Genomic DNA, 16,382 nt, shown 5'->3' with positions numbered 1-16,382 from the left:
AGATCAGCCCATTGGTCGCCGAGGTTGGTTTACGGGGGGTTAATGGGATCGATAACTTTGGAAATAGCGCACAGCGCGTCCCCAAATGCTCGTCATGGCCCGGCTTGACCGGGCCATCCAGTACGCCGCGGCCTCGCCGTATTCGTCGCCGTCTCTGGGGAATACTGGGTCGTCCGGTCAAGCCGGACGACGACAGCGGAGTGCAAGGAATAAGTGCACCCTACACCACCGGCTTCACACCCGGCAGCGCCTGGACCAGCTCGCGGTACCTGGCGCCGCGGATCTCGAAATTTCGGTACTGGTCGAAGGAGGCGCAGGCGGGCGAGAGCAGCACGACGGCCTCGCTGATGCCTGATGCTTCCGCGTCGCGCGCGGCGTGCTCGACGGCGACGTCCAGCGTCTGGCTAATCTCGTGGGCGACTCGCGTGCCCAGCGTGCCGGAAAACTCCTGCGCGGCCTCGCCGATCAGATAGGCCTTTCGGATGCGCGGGAAGAAGCTCGTCAAGCTGGTGATGCCGCCCATCTTCGGCTTGCCACCGGCAATCCAGAAGATGTCGGCAAAGGACGACAGCGCATGCGCGGCAGCGTCTGCGTTGGTGCCCTTGGAGTCGTTGACGAACAGCACGTTGCCGCGGCGGCCGACCTGCTCCATGCGATGCGCAAGGCCGGGAAAGCTGCGCAGGCCGTTCTGGAGCACGTCGAGGCTGATGCCCATCGCGAGCGCGGCGGCGGAGGCGCAGGCGGCATTCTGCGCATTGTGCAGGCCGCGCAGCGAACCGATGCCGCCGAGCTTTGCGACCTCGCTGCGGGCGCCGCCCGAGGCGCGGACGATCGTGTCGTGCTCGACATAGATGCCGGTCGCAAGCGGATTTTTGACGGAGATGCGCACCACGTTCTTGCCGGCGCGGTCGAGCCGGTCGGCGATGTCGCGGCACCAGCCGTCGTCGACGCCGACGATCGAGGTGCCGCTCGCTTGCACTCCGGCGACGAGACGCTCCTTCACCGCGGCATAGTGCTGGATGGTGCCGTGGCGGTCGATGTGGTCCTCGCTGACATTGAGCAGAATGCCGGCGGAGGGATCGAGCGACGGCGTGAGATCGATCTGGTAGGACGACATCTCGACGACATGGACGCGGCCCATGCGCGGCTGCTCCAGCGACAGGATCGCGGTGCCGATATTGCCGCCCATCTGGGTGTCGTAGCCGGCAACCTTGGTGAGATGCGCGATCAGCGCCGTGGTGGTGGACTTACCGTTGGTGCCGGTGATGGCGACGAACGGTGCGTTCGGCGCGTGGCGTCGCCGCTCGCGGCAGAACAGCTCGATGTCGCCGATCACCTCGACGCCGGCCTCGCGCGCCCTCAAGACGCTCCAGTGCGGCGCCGGATGGGTGAGCGGCACGCCGGGCGCGAGCACCAGCGCCGAGAAATTCGCCCACGACACGGTGCGCAGTTCGGCGGTGATGAAACCTTCCTGCGCTGCCTTGGCGAGATTGTCGGCACTGTCGTCGCCGGCGATCACCTCGGCGCCGCCGGCTTTCAGGGCGTGGCAGCTTGCGAGGCCCGAGCCGCCGAGCCCGAACACCGCGACCGTCTTGCCGGCAAACGATGTGACCGGGATCATCGATCGATCACCGCAGCTTCAGCGTGGAAAGGCCGGCGAGCGCCAGCATCACCGAGATGATCCAGAAGCGGATCACGATCTGCGGCTCGGTCCAGCCGAGTTGCTCGAAATGGTGATGGATCGGCGCCATCCTGAAGATGCGTTTTCCCGTCAGCTTGAACGAGACGACCTGCACGATCACCGAGACCGCCTCCAGCACGAACAGGCCGCCGATCACGGCGAGCACGATCTCGTGCTTCACCGCAACGGCGATCGAGCCGAGCATGCCGCCGAGCGCCAGCGAACCGGTGTCGCCCATGAAGATCGAGGCCGGCGGTGCGTTGAACCAGAGGAAGCCGAGGCCCGCTCCCAGCAGCGCTCCGCAGAGCACGGCGAGCTCGCCGGTGCCCGCGACATATTTGATCTGGAGGTAATCGGCGAACACGGCGTTACCGGCGAGATAGGCGATCATGGCAAAGCTCGCGGTGGCGATCATCACCGGCACGATGGCGAGGCCGTCGAGACCGTCGGTGAGGTTCACCGCATTGCCGGCGCCGACGATGACGAAGGCGCCGAAGATCACGAAGAACCAGCCGAAATGCAGAACGGTGTCCTTGAGGAAAGGAATCGTCAACGCGGTCGACGCGGGATCGCGATTCAGCCGCACCAGCGCATAGCAGGCGACCAGCGCGATGACCGCCTCGATCAGCAGGCGAAGCTTGCCGCCGAACCCGCTCGTCGTCTGCTTGGTCACCTTGAGGTAATCGTCGTAGAAGCCGACGAAGCCGAAGCCGAGCGTCACCGCGAGCACGATCCAGACATAGGGATTGAGCGGGTTGGCCCACAGCACCGTGCCGACCGTGAGGCCGGACAGGATCATCAGCCCGCCCATGGTGGGCGTGCCCTTCTTGCTGAGATGCGATTGCGGGCCGTCTTCCCGAATCGGCTGGCCCTTGCCCTGGCGGATGCGCAAATGATCGATGATCCAGGGCCCGAACAGGAACACGAACAACGCGCCGGTGACAACGGCACCGCCGGTGCGGAAAGTGATGTAGCGGAAGACGTTCAGCACGGTGCGAAACGCACCGAAGCTCGGAAACGTGTTGGAGAGTTCGATCAGCCAGTAAAACATTCAGACAGTCCTATACCGCCTCATCACATGCGGCCTTGCCGAAAGCGCTTTTGGCGTATTTCGCCGGCTTCCATGGTGTGGTCGGGCGACCCTCAAAAATCGGACGGCCGGTGTTGTGGGATCAGACACGGCGCTTAACCAGTTTACGCCTTTGCCTGCAAGGCAGCCACTAGCCCCGGCACAAACTTGTTGACCCAGAACATCTTTTTGCTGCCCTTGACAACCACGACATCGCCTGCCTTCAGCAGATCTGCGACATCTCGCGGGGCCAGCGTGGCAGGATCGTCATGCCAGCCGAGGCTCTTGGCCAGCGGCAGCTTCTGGTAGAGATGATGCATCAACGGACCGACACAGTAGACGCCGTCGATGCCGTCGAGATGTCTTGCAAGATTCACGTGATAGGACGGCGCGTCAGTTCCCAGCTCGAGCATGTCGCCGATCACGGCGATGCGGCGGCCACTGGTCATGTGGCGCGCCTTGAGACTTTCCAGAGCCGCGGCCATGCTGGCCGGATTGCCGTTAAAGCTGTCGTCGATCACGGTGATGCCGCCGACGGTCTGCTCGACGCCGCGGCCAGTCATGATGCCGACACCATCGAGCCTCGCCGCGAGCGCAGCGGCATCGAGACCGGCCGCGTGAATCGAGGCCAGCGCGGCGAGCGCGTTGTGGACGCGGTGCGGCGCGCCGGGCGTGAGGCTGAAGTCGATCTCCTTGTCGCCGACTTGCGCCCTCACCTGCCAGCTTTCACCATGTGGCGTGTGCCCGAGCTCGCGGACCTCGGTGCCGTCGCCGAAACGGATGACCTTGCCGTTCCATTCGGGCGCGGCGATATCGGCCGGCAACACCAGCACGCCGTCATTCGGCAGGCCGAGTGCGATCGAAACCTTCTCGCGCCGGATGGCTTCGAGCGAGCCGAGCTTTTCCAGATGCACCGGCTGCACGTTGACGACCAGCGCCACCGTCGGCCGCGTCAGCTCGCTCAGTCGCGCGATCTCGCCGGTCTGGTTCATGCCCATCTCGACGACCCAGAGGCTCGCATCAGGCCTCGCATTGCACAGCGTCAGCGGCACGCCCCAGAAATTGTTGAAGCTGGACGGGTTCGCATAGGCGTTCGGGTAGGCGGCGAGATATTCCTTGGTGCTGGTCTTGCCGGCGCTGCCAGTGAGCCCGACGACCGGCCCCGCAAAGCGGGCGCGGGCGGCACGCGCGAGGCCCCAGAGGCCGTCGATCAGCGTGTCCTTGACGATGAGCTGTGGGATGCGGATGCCCGCGATCTCATGCGGCACGATCATCGCGACCGCGCCGGAAGCTTCCGCCTTGTCGGCAAACTCCCAGCCGTCGCGCGCGCTGGCGAAGGCCGAGATGAAGCCGCCGCTAGGCGTGCCGCTCAGCGCGACGAACAGGCTGCCCGGCTTCACCAGGCGGCTGTCCTGGGTGACGAAGTCGATGGCCGTGTCCGGGAACGATCCCGCGATCCCCAGCGCGCGCGCGACCTCGGCAATCGTCCACAATGGCGCGCTCATGAAACCCTCGTCGCTAATGCGGCGGCGACCGCCTCGTGATCGCTGAACGGCAGCACCTGGCCGCCGATGATCTGCCCGGTCTCGTGGCCCTTGCCGGCAATCAGCAGCGCATCGCCCGGCTCGAGCTCCTCGATTGCCGCGCGGATCGCCGCTGCGCGATCACCGATCTCTTTCGCGCCCTTTGCAGCGCCAAGGATTGCGGCGCGAATGGCTTCCGGCTTTTCGCTGCGCGGATTGTCGTCGGTGATGATGACACCGTCGGCATTCTCCGCCGCGATAGCGCCCATGATCGGTCGCTTGCCGGCATCACGATCACCGCCGGCGCCGAACACGACGATCAGCTTGCGTTTGGCATAGGGCCGGAGCGCCTGAAGTGCCTTGACCAATGCATCCGGCTTGTGCGCGTAGTCGACGAAGATCGGCGCGCCATTGCGTTCGCCAACGAGCTCGAGCCGCCCCTTGGCGCCTTCGAGATGTTCGAGGCTCGCAAACACGCCTCCCGCATCGCTGCCGGTGCCGATCGCAAGGCCAGCGGAGACCAGCGCGTTCTCGACCTGGAACGCGCCGACCAGCGGCAGCCTGATCGAATACGCCTTGCCGCGATGCCCGATTGCGAGCGCTTGCGAAAAGCCGTCGACCTTGGCATCGACGAGGCGGATGCCCTCGCCTGCCCCGTCGCCGTTGCGGCCGACCGCCATCACGCGCAGGCCGCGCGACCTCGCGGCCTCGATCGCCTCAGTCGAGCAATCATGATCGGCGGAGATCACAGCCGCGCCGCCAGGTGCGACCAGATCGCGGAACAGCCGCAGCTTCGCTGCAAGATAGTGCGCGATGGTCGGGTGATAGTCCATGTGGTCGCGCGTGAGGTTGGTGAAGCCGCCGGCCGCGACGCGCACGCCGTCGAGGCGATATTGATCGAGCCCGTGCGAGGACGCTTCGAACGCCAGATGCGTGACGCCATCGCGCGCAATCTCATCGAGCTGCCGGTGCAGCGCAATCGGATCGGGCGTCGTCAGCGAGCCGTAGACGGTACGCTTGGGCGAGACAAGGCCGATGGTCCCGATGCTGGCGGACGCGTGGCCGAGCCGCTCCCAGATCTGCCGCGTGAAGGCCGCGACTGAGGTCTTGCCACTGGTGCCGGTCACCGCCGCAATCGTCGCAGGCTGGGCGGGGAAGAATCTTGCCGCGGCCAGAGCCAGCGCACGCCGCGGATTGGAGACCGCGATGAACGGCACCTTGCAGGTATCCGGCGCATGGTCGCCGACGACAGCGACCGCGCCTGCGGCGATCGCCGCGTCGGTGAAGCGTGCGCCGTCGGTCTTGCTGCCGGCGAGCGCGAAGAAGAGATCACCCGGTTTGACGACGCGGCTGTCGAGCGCAAGCCCCGTCGCATCGAGCGCCGCGACGGCGGGCTCGATTGCGGCATCATTGCCCAGAAAATCCTGACCTAGGAGGTCGCGCAGTTTCATGGCCTTCCAGTCGAAATGCCAAGCCGGATCCAGGAGGAAACCCGACTCGGGGCAGCCCGGTTACGGCTTACTGGGTTGTCCTGGATGCTGCAAGAATAAGGCGGTCGGACGGCGGCAGGTTGAAACGGGGCTCGATCCCGAGCAGCGGCGCGATCCGCTCGATCACCTTGCCGCCCGTGGGCACCGCGTTCCAGCCCGAGGTAATCAAGCCATAGGTCTCTTTCAGAGGCTGCGGCTCGTCCAGCATGATCAGGAGCTGGTATTTCGGATTGTCCGCCGGCAGGATCGCGGTGAAGGCGTTGAGCACACGCTTCTTGGCGTAGTGGCCGTTGATGACCTTTTCGGCCGTGCCGGTCTTGCCGCCGATGTAATAGCCGGGAACGTCGGCCTTCTTGGCGGTACCGACCTCGGCGTTGAGCCGCATCAGATAGCGCATCTTGTCCGAGGTCTCGGGCTTGATGACGCGCTTTGCCATCGCCATCGCCTCGGCCTCCGTGCGCTTCAAGAAGGTCGGCGGAATGAGATAGCCGCCATTGACCAGCGCATCGATGCCCATCACCGCCTGCAGCGGCGCGACCGCGATGCCGTGACCGAAGGAGATGGTCACCGTGTTGAGCTCCGCCCAGCGCTTCGGCACGATCGGCGAGGCGCTCTCCGGCAATTCGGTGCGGAGCCGCTCGAGCTGCCCCATCTTGCGCAGGAAGGCCTTGTGCGCCTCGACGCCTTGCGAGAGCGCGATGCGCGCCGCACCGACGTTGGAGGAGTAATAGAACACTTCCTTCATGCTGATGAAGCGGCCGAGCGCGTGATCGTCATGAATGGCGAACTTGCCGTAGTGCAGCGGCCCGCGCGCGTCCCACATCGAATTGAGATCGACCTTGCCGGAGTCGAGCGCCATGGCGAGCGTAAAGGCCTTGAAGGTCGAGCCCATCTCGTAGACGCCGGTGGTCAGGCGGTTGATGCGATCGGGGTCGTGGGCTTCCTTCGGGTTGTTCGGGTCGAAGTCCGGCACCGAGACCATCGCCACGATCTCGCCGGTCTTGACGTTGGAGACGAGGCCCGACGCCGCCTTGGCGTGAAACTTCTCCTTCGCCTTCAACAGTTCGTCGCGCAGCGCGTGCTCGACGCGCAAGTCCACCGACAGCTCGATCGGCTTTTGCAGGCGGTCGGTGGCAAAGCCCGCACGGTGGAGATCGGCGAGCCCGTTATTGTCGAGCCACTTCTCCATGCCGGCGATGCCCTGGTTGTCGATGTTGACGAGACCGATGAGGTGGGCGACCTCGTTGCCGGTTGGATAGACGCGCTTGTTCTCGCGCAGGAACCCGATGCCGGGAATGCCGAGCTTGTGGATCTCCTGCTGCTGCTTCGGCGTGATCTCGCGCTTCAGCCAGACGAACCCCTTTCGCGCGGATAGCCGCTCGCGTACCTCGGCCTCGTCGAGGTCAGACACGGTGGCGGTCAGGAGTTCGATCGCCTCGTCCTTGTCGATGATGCGGCGCGGTTCGCCGAACAGGCTCGGCGCCTTGACGTCGGTGGCAAGGATCTCGCCGTTGCGATCGACGATGTCGGGCCGCGCGGTCGCAACCACGTCCTGCGCGCCGCCGCGCCGTGCGCTGTGGACGTCGGCACCGATGGCGAACATCACGAGACGGCCGCCGATTAGCGCATAGACGGCCGAAAACGCCAGGATCGCAAGGCCCACGCGCGCACGCGCCTTCGCCGCGCGATCGACGTTGCGCCCGTAGAGCAGGCTGCGGATCAGCCGCTGACGCCAAGGCTCGGTTGCCCGCTGCGCCGGCTTTGCGGGTTTGCCCGGAGTGGCGGCGCTCATTGCTTGTCCTCCGGCTCTCGCACCGAACCCGTGACCGTGTCGGCATCGGTCGCAGCTTCAATGGTGTTGATCATGGCGCCGATCGGATCGGGCTCGCCGGGCTTGACCAGCCGCGGCGGGCGGTCGGGCAGGTTCTTCAGCTGATCGTATTGCGTGCCATTGACCGGCTTGAGCGGCAGATGCCGCTCGGCAAGTCCTTGCAGCCGCAATGGCGCATCGAGCTTGGCCCATTCGGAGCGCAATGCGGCGATGGCATCGCGCTGCTCGCGGATGTCGGCATGCAGGCGCAGCACTCGCTCGGTGCGCGCGGTGGACTCCATCTTGATCCGGTAGACATAGGCCGCGGCGAAGATCAGCGCGCCGATGACCAAGAGGTGAATGATGCGCATGCGCTAGCCGCCCCTCATGACATCGGAAAGGCTCGGCCAGGACGATGACTCGCCCTCGGCATGCGCGGCAGAGGCGGTCCGCTCGGCGGCGCGCAACTTGGCGGAACGCGCGCGCGGATTGTGCGCGACCTCATCTTCGCCAGCGACGACCGGACGCCGCGTCAGGAGCTGGAAACTCGGCGGCACCTGCGCGACCTCGGGCAAATGCCGCGAGCCCCCGCCGGTCTTGGCGCGTTCGCTGAGGAAATTCTTGACGATGCGGTCTTCCAGCGAATGGAAGGAAACCACGACCAGCCGCCCGCCAGGCCTCAGCACGCGCTCGGCGGCTGCAAGCGCCGTCTGAAGCTCTTCGAGCTCTTCATTAACGAAGATGCGCAAGCCCTGGAACGTCCGCGTCGCCGGATGGATGTCGCCGGGCTTCGAGCGCACGACTCGTGCAACGAGATCGGCGAGCGCGCGCGTGGTCGTGATCGGTGCTTCCTGCCGTGCTGCGACGATGGCGCGCGCGACTTTGCGCGAATGCCGCTCCTCGCCGAAGAGGTAGATGATGTCGGCAAGATCGCTCTCGGACGCCTTTGCGACGACGTCCGCTGCGGTCGGTCCAGCCTGCCCCATCCGCATGTCGAGGGGACCGTCGAGCCGGAACGAGAAGCCGCGGCCGGCCTGGTCGAGCTGCATCGAGGAGACGCCGACGTCCATGACGACACCGTCGACGGCGTCAACGCCTTGCGCGGCGCAGACCTCGGCGAGATTCGAGAAGCGGTCTTCGACCAAGATAAGGCGCCCGCCAGAGCGGTCGACCAGGTCAAAGCCACCGGCGATCGCGGTGCGATCGCGATCGATGCCGATGATACGAGTTCCCGGCATATCCAGGATGGCGTGGCTGTAGCCGCCGCCACCGAAGGTCGCATCGACATAGACGCCACCCTCGCGCGGCGCGAGATGCTCGATCGCCTCACGGCCGAGAACGGGAATGTGGGCAGCCGAACTCATGCGCCCGGCTCGCAAGCGGCGCGGGCGAGAACGATGGTTAACGCGTCCATCACGTCTCGAATTGTTCCGCTTCGCGGCGGTTCCACGGCTCAACCCCTGTACGGCGCGCTCGCCCAGCCCGGCGGTCCCAGGCTGCAGACCCTGTTTTCCGCATGGAATTTGTCGGGCAGCCATGGGATTTCGAACAAAAAACGCGTTGGCCACCTCCGGACGCGGGGCGGCTCTTCACTCTCAGTAACGGCCCTTAGCGTTAAGAAAGCGTTGATGGTTCGATTACAAGTCAAAAAGGTAAAATCCGTGGTGATGCGTCATCCACACACATCGGACAAAATGCGCCCGTTAACCGAAGCCGGCGATTGCGCCGCCGCAAGGGTAAAGGAATAGTAAAGTGAAGGGCTTGAAGCGCCCGCCGCTCTCTCTGATTGAGCGTTATTCCGATTGAGCCCCATAATGTCGTCCGGTTCGTCCGCGTCATCAGGATCTGATTCGAAGCGTCAACGCGTGCTCCCGGTTCCCAAGGCCGCGGCGAGCATGCGGACGTTCGATCCCGACTCCTCCATCGTCTCCGACATCATCCCCTCTCCGAACTATGGCGAGCGCAACAAGGCCCGCCAGCCGGACATGATCCTCTTGCACTACACCGGCATGCCCGATGTCGAGGGCGCGCTGGCGCGGCTGTGCACGGCGGGCACCGAGGTGTCGGCTCACTATGTCGTGCTTGAGGACGGCCGCATCGTGCAATGCGTGCCGGAGAGCAAGCGCGCCTGGCACGCCGGCGTCTCGTCATGGGCGGGTGAGGACGACGTCAATTCCTGCTCGATCGGCATCGAGATCGTCAATCGCGGCCATGACTGGGGCTACCCGGAATTTCCGCTGCGCCAGATCGCTGCCGTAATCGCGCTCTGCCGCGGCATCATGCTCCGCCGCAAGGTGGCGCCGCATCGGGTGCTCGGCCATTCCGACGTCGCGCCGGCGCGCAAGAAGGATCCCGGCGAGAAATTCCCGTGGCACTCGCTGGCCAATTCCGGCGTCGGTCACTGGGTGACGCCCGCGCCTATCGTGCGCGGCGAAAGTCTGATGCTCGGCACCATCAGCGACGAGGTGCTGAGCCTGCAGCAGGCGCTCGCCAAATATGGCTACGGCATCCCGCTCACCGGCAAGTACGATGCAACGACGATGGAGGTCGTCACCGCCTTCCAGCGCCATTTCCGCCCGGCGCGGCTGGATGGTGTCGTCGATCATTCGACGCTGTCGACATTGCAGGCACTGCTGGCGAGCTTGCCGGCCGAAGGCACGACCGTCGCGTCGAAGTGACGGCGGCGGTCGAGCAGCTCACTCTCATGTCCCGGACGCGCGACAACGCCCTCGCGTTGGCGCGCAGAGCCGGGACCCAGTGGCAACGCGGTCCGCTGCGGTGAGATGGGCCCCGGCTCTGCAGCGCATCGCCAAAGAGGCGCTGCGTCCGGGGCACGAAGGCGGAATTCGAGGCGGTTAATCCAACTCCCTGATCCTTCGCGCATACAGCCTCCGCAGCGGCGCGAGCTGCGTCGCCGCCGTCGCCGCAACATATGCCTGTCGCGCCTCTTCCTTCCGGTCGAGCCGTCGCAACAAATCAGCGCGCACCGCAGGCAGCAGCTCATAGCCGTCCAGCCCGCCGCGCGCTGCGATCGCGTCGACGAGATCAAGCGCGCGTGCGGGGCCGTCGACCATCGACACGGCCGCCGCATGATTGAGCTCGATCACCGGCGACGGGCTGATCCGTAACAGCACTTCGTAGAGTCCGGCGATCTGCGGCCAGTCAGTCTCCTCATAACTTGGCGCCCGCGCATGGAGCGCAGCAATCGCCGCCTGCACGGCGTAGGGCTGCGGCCGGCCGGGCAAGCGCAGCGCATCGTCGACCAGGCGCAAGCCTTCTTCGATCTGCGCACGATCCCACAGCGTACGGTCCTGCTCCTCCAGCAGCACGATGTCGCCGGCCGACGTCTCGCGCCCGGCGCGCCGCGCATCGTGCAGCAGCATCAGGGACAGCAGACCCTTGATCTCGCTGCGCCCTGGCATCAAGCGATCGAGCAGCCGGCCAAGCCGGATAGCCTCGATCGCAAGATCAGGTCGCATCAGGTCTGCACCCGACGTCGCGACATAGCCTTCGGTGAAGACGAGATAGATGACGGCAAGAACGCCGCACAGCCGCGGCGCGAGTGCGTCGCGCTCCGGCACCTCATAGGGAATGCCGGCGAGCCTGATCTTCTGCTTGGCACGGACGAGACGCTGCCCCATCGCCTCCTCGCTGACGAGAAATGCGCGCGCGACCTGCGCGGTGGTGAGTCCGCATACCGTGCGCAGCGTGAGCGCGACCTGGACTTCGGGCGCAAACGCAGGATGACAGCAGGTGAAGATCAGCCGCAACATATCGTCGTCGAGCATCGTCGGCGGCTCGTCGGGCGCTTGCGCATCCAGCGTGAGCTCATGCACGAGCGCCTGCTGCTTGCCGCGAAACGCGACCTGGCGACGAATGCGGTCGATTGCCTTGTTGCGCCCGACATTGACGAGCCAGGCGCGCGGGTTGTCGGGCACCTCGCATGCAGACCACCGCTCCAGTGCAACCGCAAAAGCGTCCTGGAGTGCATCTTCAGCGAGATCGAAATCACCGACGAGGCGGATCAGCGTGGCCAGCGCCCGCCCCGCCTCGTCGCGAAAGACCTTGTCGATGTCTGCGGACGAGATCACTTGTAGATCATGATCGGACGAACCTCGATCGATCCGTACCTGGCACCGGGAATCCGCGCGGCGAGTGCGATCGCGGCGTCGAGATCCTTGGCTTCGACCAGATAGTAGCCGCCGAGTTGCTCGCGCGTCTCCGCGAAGGGACCATCGGTCGTCAGGGTCTTGCCGTCGCGCACACGCACGGTGGTCGCGGTCGTCGTCGGCTGCAGCCCGTCGCCGGCCTTGAAATGGCCGCTCTGGACGATGGATTGCGTGTAGACACCGTACTCCGCCGACATCTCCTGCCGGTCCTCGGGCGTCATCTTGCCCAGGTCAGCTTCGTTCCGATAAATCAGCAGCAGATACTGCATCGCTCACTCCTGTTGTTCGGCTGGATCGCCGACATCCGGTCGAACGGGGCGCACATCAAACGACATCTTCAGGATAAATTATTTTGGATGCCGCGTGGACGCCGATATCGCCTTGACGAAACCGTCATAAATGCCCATTGCGTACACCGTCAGTCGGCCGGACGGCCGCCCCTGCAAGTGCCGAAAGGCCGCCGGGGAGGAAAGTCCGGGCTCCCTTGACATGCGGTGCCGGATAACGTCCGGCGGGGGCGACCCTAGGGAAAGTGCCACAGAGAACGAACCGCCCCGCTTGCCTTCGGGCTTTGCGGGGCAAGGGTGAAAAGGTGCGGTAAGAGCGCACCGCGGTTCCGGCAACGGAGCCGGCATGGCAAACCCCACCGGGAGCAAAACCGAATAGGGACGGCTTAAGCGGGCTGTTCGCGAAAGCGATAACGCCGCGGGGCGATGTCAGGCCCGCCGTCCGGGTAGGTTGCTCGAGGCAATGTGCAAACATTGTCCCAGAGGAATGGCCGTCACGTATCGCCGGCGCAAGCAGGCGGTGCCCTACAGAACCCGGCTTACAGGCCGGCTGATGCTCTAAAGCGTTTTCGAGCGAAGTGGTTTTCCGGTTCGCGTGAAGAAAGCGTGTCTTACTGAGGAAGCGACGAGGGGTTCGATGCCGACGCATCGGACCCCTCACCACTTCAAGGGCCGTCATTCCGGGGCTCGCGACTTGTCCGCCGAAGCTCGACGAGCGAAGGCGGAAGCGAGAACCCGGAATCCATCGGGCCGCAGGGCTGGTGGATGAATGATTCCGGGCTCGCGACTTCGTCGCGCCCCGGAATGACGATCGTGGTTACTCTACGATCTTCTCAAGCACCGCCATCAATGCCTCCGGCGCCGTGACGTTCGGCGCGTGGCTGGCGTCGATCTCGAAATGGCGCCAGCCGGCCTCGCTCTTCGTGCGCTTGGCGAACTGCCCGAACACGTCGCCAGGTGGAATGCGCGTGCAGTAGATGTAGCTGCGCGGCATCGTCGGCTCGCCGTGTCCAAGCTTCAGCTTCGTCTCGAAGCATTTCACCGGCATGCTGACGCGGCGGGCGTTTAGCCAGTCGAGATCGGCTTGCGGCGTATCCGGCGGCGGCGGGTTGGGCGGGATGCGGTAGCCATCGCCTGCGGCAGCGGCTTTTCGCATCGGCTCGCGCCCCTGCTCATTCAGATCGAACAGCGACTGGCCGTCGCGCGGCACGAAGGCGTCGACATAGATCAGTTGCGTGATGCGGTCGCGGGCGCGATCGGCAACGCCGGTCGCGACCATGCCGCCATAGCTGTGGCCAAGCAGCACGATGTCGCTGAGGTCGTCGAACTTGATGACGTTGAGGATGTCCTGGATATGCGTCTCCAGGTCAATCGAAGGATTTGCAAGATGCGACCGCTCGCCGAGACCGGTGTAGGTCGGCGCCACCAGACGATGGCCCGCCTGCGCCATCAGCGGATGCATCTTCTTCCAGACCCACCCGCCGGACCAGGCGCCATGACACAGCAGGAAGGTTTTGGGCGAGCGTGCGGTCACCGGCATTTCCATCGTTCTTGCTTGATACGATGAAGTCTAGCGGCCGACCGCGCGATGTAAACGTCGCGGGGCGTGCTCAGGCCGCTCGCGATGCAGCTTTGGCCTTGACGAGCACCGGCGTGAGCCGGCCGGCTTCGCGGCGCCGCTTGGCTTCCTCGAAGCCGTGCATGCCGACCTGCCATTGCAGTCCGACGATGGCGCCCTTGGTCGGCTGCAACAAAGCGAGCGAAGCAAACAACGTCACCGGTAGCCACACCGCCAATTGCAGCCAGACCGGCGGTGCATAAGCCGTTTCGATCGCGAGGATCGCCGGCACCACGAGGTGGCCGACCACGACGATGACGAGATAGGCTGGGAAATCATCGGCCCGATGGTGAAAGAGCTCCTCGCCGCAGACCTCGCAGCTGTCGGCCACTTTCAGGAAGCGCTTGAACAAATGGCCTTCGCCGCAATGCGGACACCTGCCGCAAAACCCGCGCCACATCGCCTTCGCCAGAGAGACTGAACCGGTCGCCATGACCACACCTCTTTCTTTCCAACGATCCATACAATACTATCTTGCATCCATACATTCAAAGAAAATGGTCAGATTTGCATGGATTGGATCCCTACAATCTCCGAGCTCAGCGGCCCGCGCTATCAGCGCATCGTCGACGCCATGGAGGCCGACATCGCCGCAGGCAGGCTGCTGCGCGGCCAGCAACTGCCGACGCAGCGCGCGCTGGCGAAGGCGCTTGGCATCGATCTCACCACGGTGACGCGCGCCTATACCGAGGCACGGCGGCGCGGGATTTTGGAGGCACGGGTCGGACAGGGCTCGTTCGTCTCGGAGACCAGCGCGCGACGAACGGTCGACCTGCCCCACCCGGTCACGATCGATCTGTCGATGAACGTGCCACCGCATCCACTGGAGGCGCAGCTCGACGAACGCATCCTTGCAAGCCTCGAGGCGATCCGCCAGCAATCCGGCCTCACCGCCTATCTCAACTATCAACCACCCGGCGGCAGCGCGCACGAGCTCGACGTCGCCGCAAAGTGGATGCGTACGCGCGTTCCCCACGTCCGCCCCGACCGGCTCGTGATCTTTCCGGGCACGCAGACGATCCTGTTCAACCTCATCGCCCATCTCACCGGGCCCGGCGATGTCGTGTTGACGGAAGCCCTCACCTTTCCCGGCATCAAGGCGGTCGCCGCGCGGCTCGGCGTCAAACTGGTCGGCATTGCGATGGATGAAGGCGGCATCCTTCCGGACGCACTGACCAGGGCGTGCCGGGAGCACAGGCCGAAGGCGGTCTATCTCGTTCCGACGCTGCACAATCCGACTACCGCGACGCTTTCGGCCGAGCGGCGGAACGCAATTGCCAAGATTGTCCGCGACGCCGATACGACGCTGATCGAGGACGATGCCTATGGCCTGCTCGACCGTTCGGCCTCGCCGATAGCCAATCTCATTCCGGAGCGGACTTATCTTGCCACCACGCTTTCCAAATGCATCGCGCCGGCGCTGCGCGTGGCCTATCTGGTGACGCCCGACGCCGACGCGCAGCAACGGATGCGCAGCTTTCTTCAGGCAACAGTGCAGATGCCCGCGCCGCTGATGGTTGCGCTCGTTACCCATTGGCTCGAGACCGGTGTCGCCGACCGCATCATCACGGCGATCCGCAACGAGGCGATTGGCCGTCAGCAGCTCGCGCAACGCGCGCTGAAAGGTCTTCAGTTCCTGGCCAAACCTGCCGCGCATCATCTCTGGCTGCGGCTGCCGGAGGGGCGGAGCCGGACGGAGATATCAGCGCAACTGCTGCGCAACGGGCTTGCCGTCATCGCCAGCGACGCCTTCGTGGTCGGCGATCATCCGCCGCATGCGGCGCGACTATCGCTTGGCGCGGCGCGCAATCGCGCCGAGCTCGGCCAGGCGTTGCAAATTCTCCTCAGTGCGCTGCACGGATCGGTCGACGCCAGGCAGATCGTCTAGTACACCGCCCATGACAACAAGGACATTGGTGTGGATACGCTCAGCTACGCGCTGTTGCTTTTTGGCGCATTGGCCGGCGGCTTCGTCTCGGGGCTGGCCGGTTTCGGCACGGCTCTGATGGCGCTCGGCGTCTGGCTCTACGTACTGCCGCCGTCGCTCGCCGTGCCGCTGGTGCTGATCTGTTCGGTCATCGCGCAAGCGTCCACGCTGCCCTCGATGTGGAAGAGCTTTGATCTCTCGCTGGTCTGGCCATTCCTGATCGGCGGACTTGCCGGTGTGCCGCTGGGAACCATGATGGTCGCCCAGGCCGACCCAAAAGTGTTCAAGCTCAGCATCGGCGTGCTGCTGCTGATCTTTCCAACCGCGCTCTATCTCAACAAACGGCCGCTCGCCTTCACGTTCGGCGGCAGGATCGCCGATGGCGCGATCGGTTTCGCCGGCGGCATCTTGGGCGGACTTGCGGGGTTGTCGGGACCGCTGCCGATCCTGTGGGCCAACATCCGCGGCTGGAACAAGCATGAGCGGCGCGGCATCTTCCAGCTCTTCAATTTCACGGTGCTGGCAGCCGCGCTGGTGTTGCAGACAGCGTCAGGCTTCGTCGCGACGCAGGTGATCTGGCTCGCGCTGATTGCGTTTCCGGCCACGCTGGTCGGCGCCTGGTGTGGCGCGCGCGTCTACCACGCGCTCAGCGACAAGCATTTTGGCGATATCGTGCTCGGCCTGTTATTCCTGTCGGGTGTCGGCCTCGTCTGGAACAGCGTGAGCGCGCACTAATCTTACTGTGTCATAAAATCATCCGCACGGTACGTCTTTGGATGAGAGCAGTACAGCACGGACATCGTCGCAG

General features: G+C 64.9%; 14 protein-coding genes and 1 other RNA gene. 4 read left to right on the top strand and 11 right to left on the bottom strand.

The annotated features are described in order from the left end of the window. Positions 1 to 220: 220 nt before the first annotated feature. From murD to rsmH, 7 genes are all read right to left on the bottom strand, one after another. Entirely contained in the window at positions 221 to 1,621 is a 1,401-nt protein-coding gene (gene murD / locus SO139_RS08985) for a UDP-N-acetylmuramoyl-L-alanine--D-glutamate ligase (RefSeq protein WP_449379310.1), read from the bottom strand. Between the two features lie 7 nt (positions 1,622 to 1,628). Further along, the gene (mraY, locus tag SO139_RS08980; RefSeq protein ID WP_449379311.1) at positions 1,629 to 2,732 is read right to left on the bottom strand and encodes a phospho-N-acetylmuramoyl-pentapeptide-transferase; all 1,104 of its coding nucleotides are present in this window, start codon (positions 2,730 to 2,732) and stop codon (positions 1,629 to 1,631) included. Between the two features lie 143 nt (positions 2,733 to 2,875). Beyond that, positions 2,876 to 4,255: a UDP-N-acetylmuramoyl-tripeptide--D-alanyl-D-alanine ligase gene (locus tag SO139_RS08975; RefSeq protein ID WP_449379312.1), complete on the bottom strand. Its 1,380-nt coding sequence runs from the start codon at positions 4,253 to 4,255 to the stop codon at positions 2,876 to 2,878. Continuing rightward, positions 4,252 to 5,724 (bottom strand): UDP-N-acetylmuramoyl-L-alanyl-D-glutamate--2,6-diaminopimelate ligase, encoded by a 1,473-nt coding sequence (locus tag SO139_RS08970; RefSeq protein WP_449379313.1) that lies wholly within the window; start codon positions 5,722 to 5,724, stop codon positions 4,252 to 4,254. The genes SO139_RS08975 and SO139_RS08970 overlap by 4 nt, the downstream gene beginning before the upstream one ends. Positions 5,725 to 5,791: 67 nt before the next feature. Next, entirely contained in the window at positions 5,792 to 7,555 is a 1,764-nt protein-coding gene (locus tag SO139_RS08965; protein ID WP_449379314.1) for a peptidoglycan D,D-transpeptidase FtsI family protein, read from the bottom strand. Then, positions 7,552 to 7,944 carry a cell division protein FtsL gene (gene ftsL / locus SO139_RS08960; RefSeq protein WP_474799379.1) on the bottom strand — a complete coding sequence of 131 codons (393 nt, stop codon included), beginning with the start codon at positions 7,942 to 7,944 and terminating at the stop codon, positions 7,552 to 7,554. The genes SO139_RS08965 and ftsL overlap by 4 nt, the downstream gene beginning before the upstream one ends. A gap of 3 nt (positions 7,945 to 7,947) precedes the next feature. After that, positions 7,948 to 8,937 carry a 16S rRNA (cytosine(1402)-N(4))-methyltransferase RsmH gene (gene rsmH, locus SO139_RS08955; protein WP_449379316.1) on the bottom strand — a complete coding sequence of 330 codons (990 nt, stop codon included), beginning with the start codon at positions 8,935 to 8,937 and terminating at the stop codon, positions 7,948 to 7,950. 450 nt (positions 8,938 to 9,387) lie between these two features. Here rsmH and SO139_RS08950 point away from each other — a divergent pair, with 450 nt between their 5' ends. Beyond that, positions 9,388 to 10,251, top strand: a complete 864-nt coding sequence (locus SO139_RS08950; protein ID WP_449379317.1) for an N-acetylmuramoyl-L-alanine amidase — start codon at positions 9,388 to 9,390, stop codon at positions 10,249 to 10,251. A gap of 177 nt (positions 10,252 to 10,428) precedes the next feature. Here the strand turns inward: SO139_RS08950 and SO139_RS08945 are convergent, their stop codons facing one another. Together SO139_RS08945 and SO139_RS08940 are read right to left on the bottom strand one after the other, a co-directional pair. Next, positions 10,429 to 11,664, bottom strand: coding sequence for an RNA polymerase sigma factor (locus SO139_RS08945; RefSeq protein ID WP_498539952.1), 1,236 nt, complete (start codon positions 11,662 to 11,664; stop codon positions 10,429 to 10,431). Beyond that, entirely contained in the window at positions 11,661 to 12,011 is a 351-nt protein-coding gene (locus SO139_RS08940; RefSeq protein ID WP_449379319.1) for a YciI family protein, read from the bottom strand. Before SO139_RS08940 ends, SO139_RS08945 begins: the two co-directional genes overlap by 4 nt. Before the next feature lie 149 nt (positions 12,012 to 12,160). Here SO139_RS08940 and rnpB point away from each other — a divergent pair. Then, positions 12,161 to 12,587, top strand: an RNA gene (rnpB, locus tag SO139_RS08935) — RNase P RNA component class A. Between the two features lie 259 nt (positions 12,588 to 12,846). On the opposite strand, the gene SO139_RS08930 is transcribed toward rnpB, so the two are convergent. Both SO139_RS08930 and SO139_RS08925 read right to left on the bottom strand, forming a co-directional pair. Then, complete coding sequence (locus SO139_RS08930) at positions 12,847 to 13,575, bottom strand: alpha/beta fold hydrolase (RefSeq protein WP_449379320.1); 729 nt, start codon at positions 13,573 to 13,575, stop codon at positions 12,847 to 12,849. 64 nt (positions 13,576 to 13,639) lie between these two features. Then, a complete protein-coding gene (locus SO139_RS08925; protein ID WP_449379321.1) occupies positions 13,640 to 14,080 on the bottom strand; it encodes a DUF983 domain-containing protein in 441 nt (146 codons plus the stop codon). A 78-nt stretch (positions 14,081 to 14,158) separates the two neighbouring features. Here SO139_RS08925 and SO139_RS08920 point away from each other — a divergent pair, with 78 nt between their 5' ends. Further along, positions 14,159 to 15,535 (top strand): aminotransferase-like domain-containing protein, encoded by a 1,377-nt coding sequence (locus SO139_RS08920; RefSeq protein WP_449379322.1) that lies wholly within the window; start codon positions 14,159 to 14,161, stop codon positions 15,533 to 15,535. Positions 15,536 to 15,565: 30 nt separating this feature from the next. Then, positions 15,566 to 16,309, top strand: coding sequence for a sulfite exporter TauE/SafE family protein (locus SO139_RS08915; protein WP_449379323.1), 744 nt, complete (start codon positions 15,566 to 15,568; stop codon positions 16,307 to 16,309). Positions 16,310 to 16,382 lie beyond the last annotated feature (73 nt).

This window comes from Bradyrhizobium sp. UFLA05-89 (genome assembly GCF_059803475.1).
This window is presented reverse-complemented; position numbering and strand designations above follow the sequence as displayed.

Bases quoted from the DNA above. Each gene is read 5' to 3' on its own strand.
- murD (WP_449379310.1), bottom strand. From the start codon at position 1,621: ATGATCCCGGTCACATCGTTTGCCGGCAAGACGGTCGCGGTGTTCGGG.
- mraY (WP_449379311.1), bottom strand. From the start codon at position 2,732: ATGTTTTACTGGCTGATCGAACTCTCCAACACGTTTCCGAGCTTCGGT.
- SO139_RS08975 (WP_449379312.1), bottom strand. From the start codon at position 4,255: ATGAGCGCGCCATTGTGGACGATTGCCGAGGTCGCGCGCGCGCTGGGG.
- SO139_RS08970 (WP_449379313.1), bottom strand. From the start codon at position 5,724: ATGAAACTGCGCGACCTCCTAGGTCAGGATTTTCTGGGCAATGATGCC.
- SO139_RS08965 (WP_449379314.1), bottom strand. From the start codon at position 7,555: ATGAGCGCCGCCACTCCGGGCAAACCCGCAAAGCCGGCGCAGCGGGCA.
- ftsL (WP_474799379.1), bottom strand. From the start codon at position 7,944: ATGCGCATCATTCACCTCTTGGTCATCGGCGCGCTGATCTTCGCCGCG.
- rsmH (WP_449379316.1), bottom strand. From the start codon at position 8,937: ATGAGTTCGGCTGCCCACATTCCCGTTCTCGGCCGTGAGGCGATCGAG.
- SO139_RS08950 (WP_449379317.1), top strand. From the start codon at position 9,388: ATGTCGTCCGGTTCGTCCGCGTCATCAGGATCTGATTCGAAGCGTCAA.
- SO139_RS08940 (WP_449379319.1), bottom strand. From the start codon at position 12,011: ATGCAGTATCTGCTGCTGATTTATCGGAACGAAGCTGACCTGGGCAAG.
- SO139_RS08930 (WP_449379320.1), bottom strand. From the start codon at position 13,575: ATGGAAATGCCGGTGACCGCACGCTCGCCCAAAACCTTCCTGCTGTGT.
- SO139_RS08925 (WP_449379321.1), bottom strand. From the start codon at position 14,080: ATGGCGACCGGTTCAGTCTCTCTGGCGAAGGCGATGTGGCGCGGGTTT.
- SO139_RS08920 (WP_449379322.1), top strand. From the start codon at position 14,159: ATGGATTGGATCCCTACAATCTCCGAGCTCAGCGGCCCGCGCTATCAG.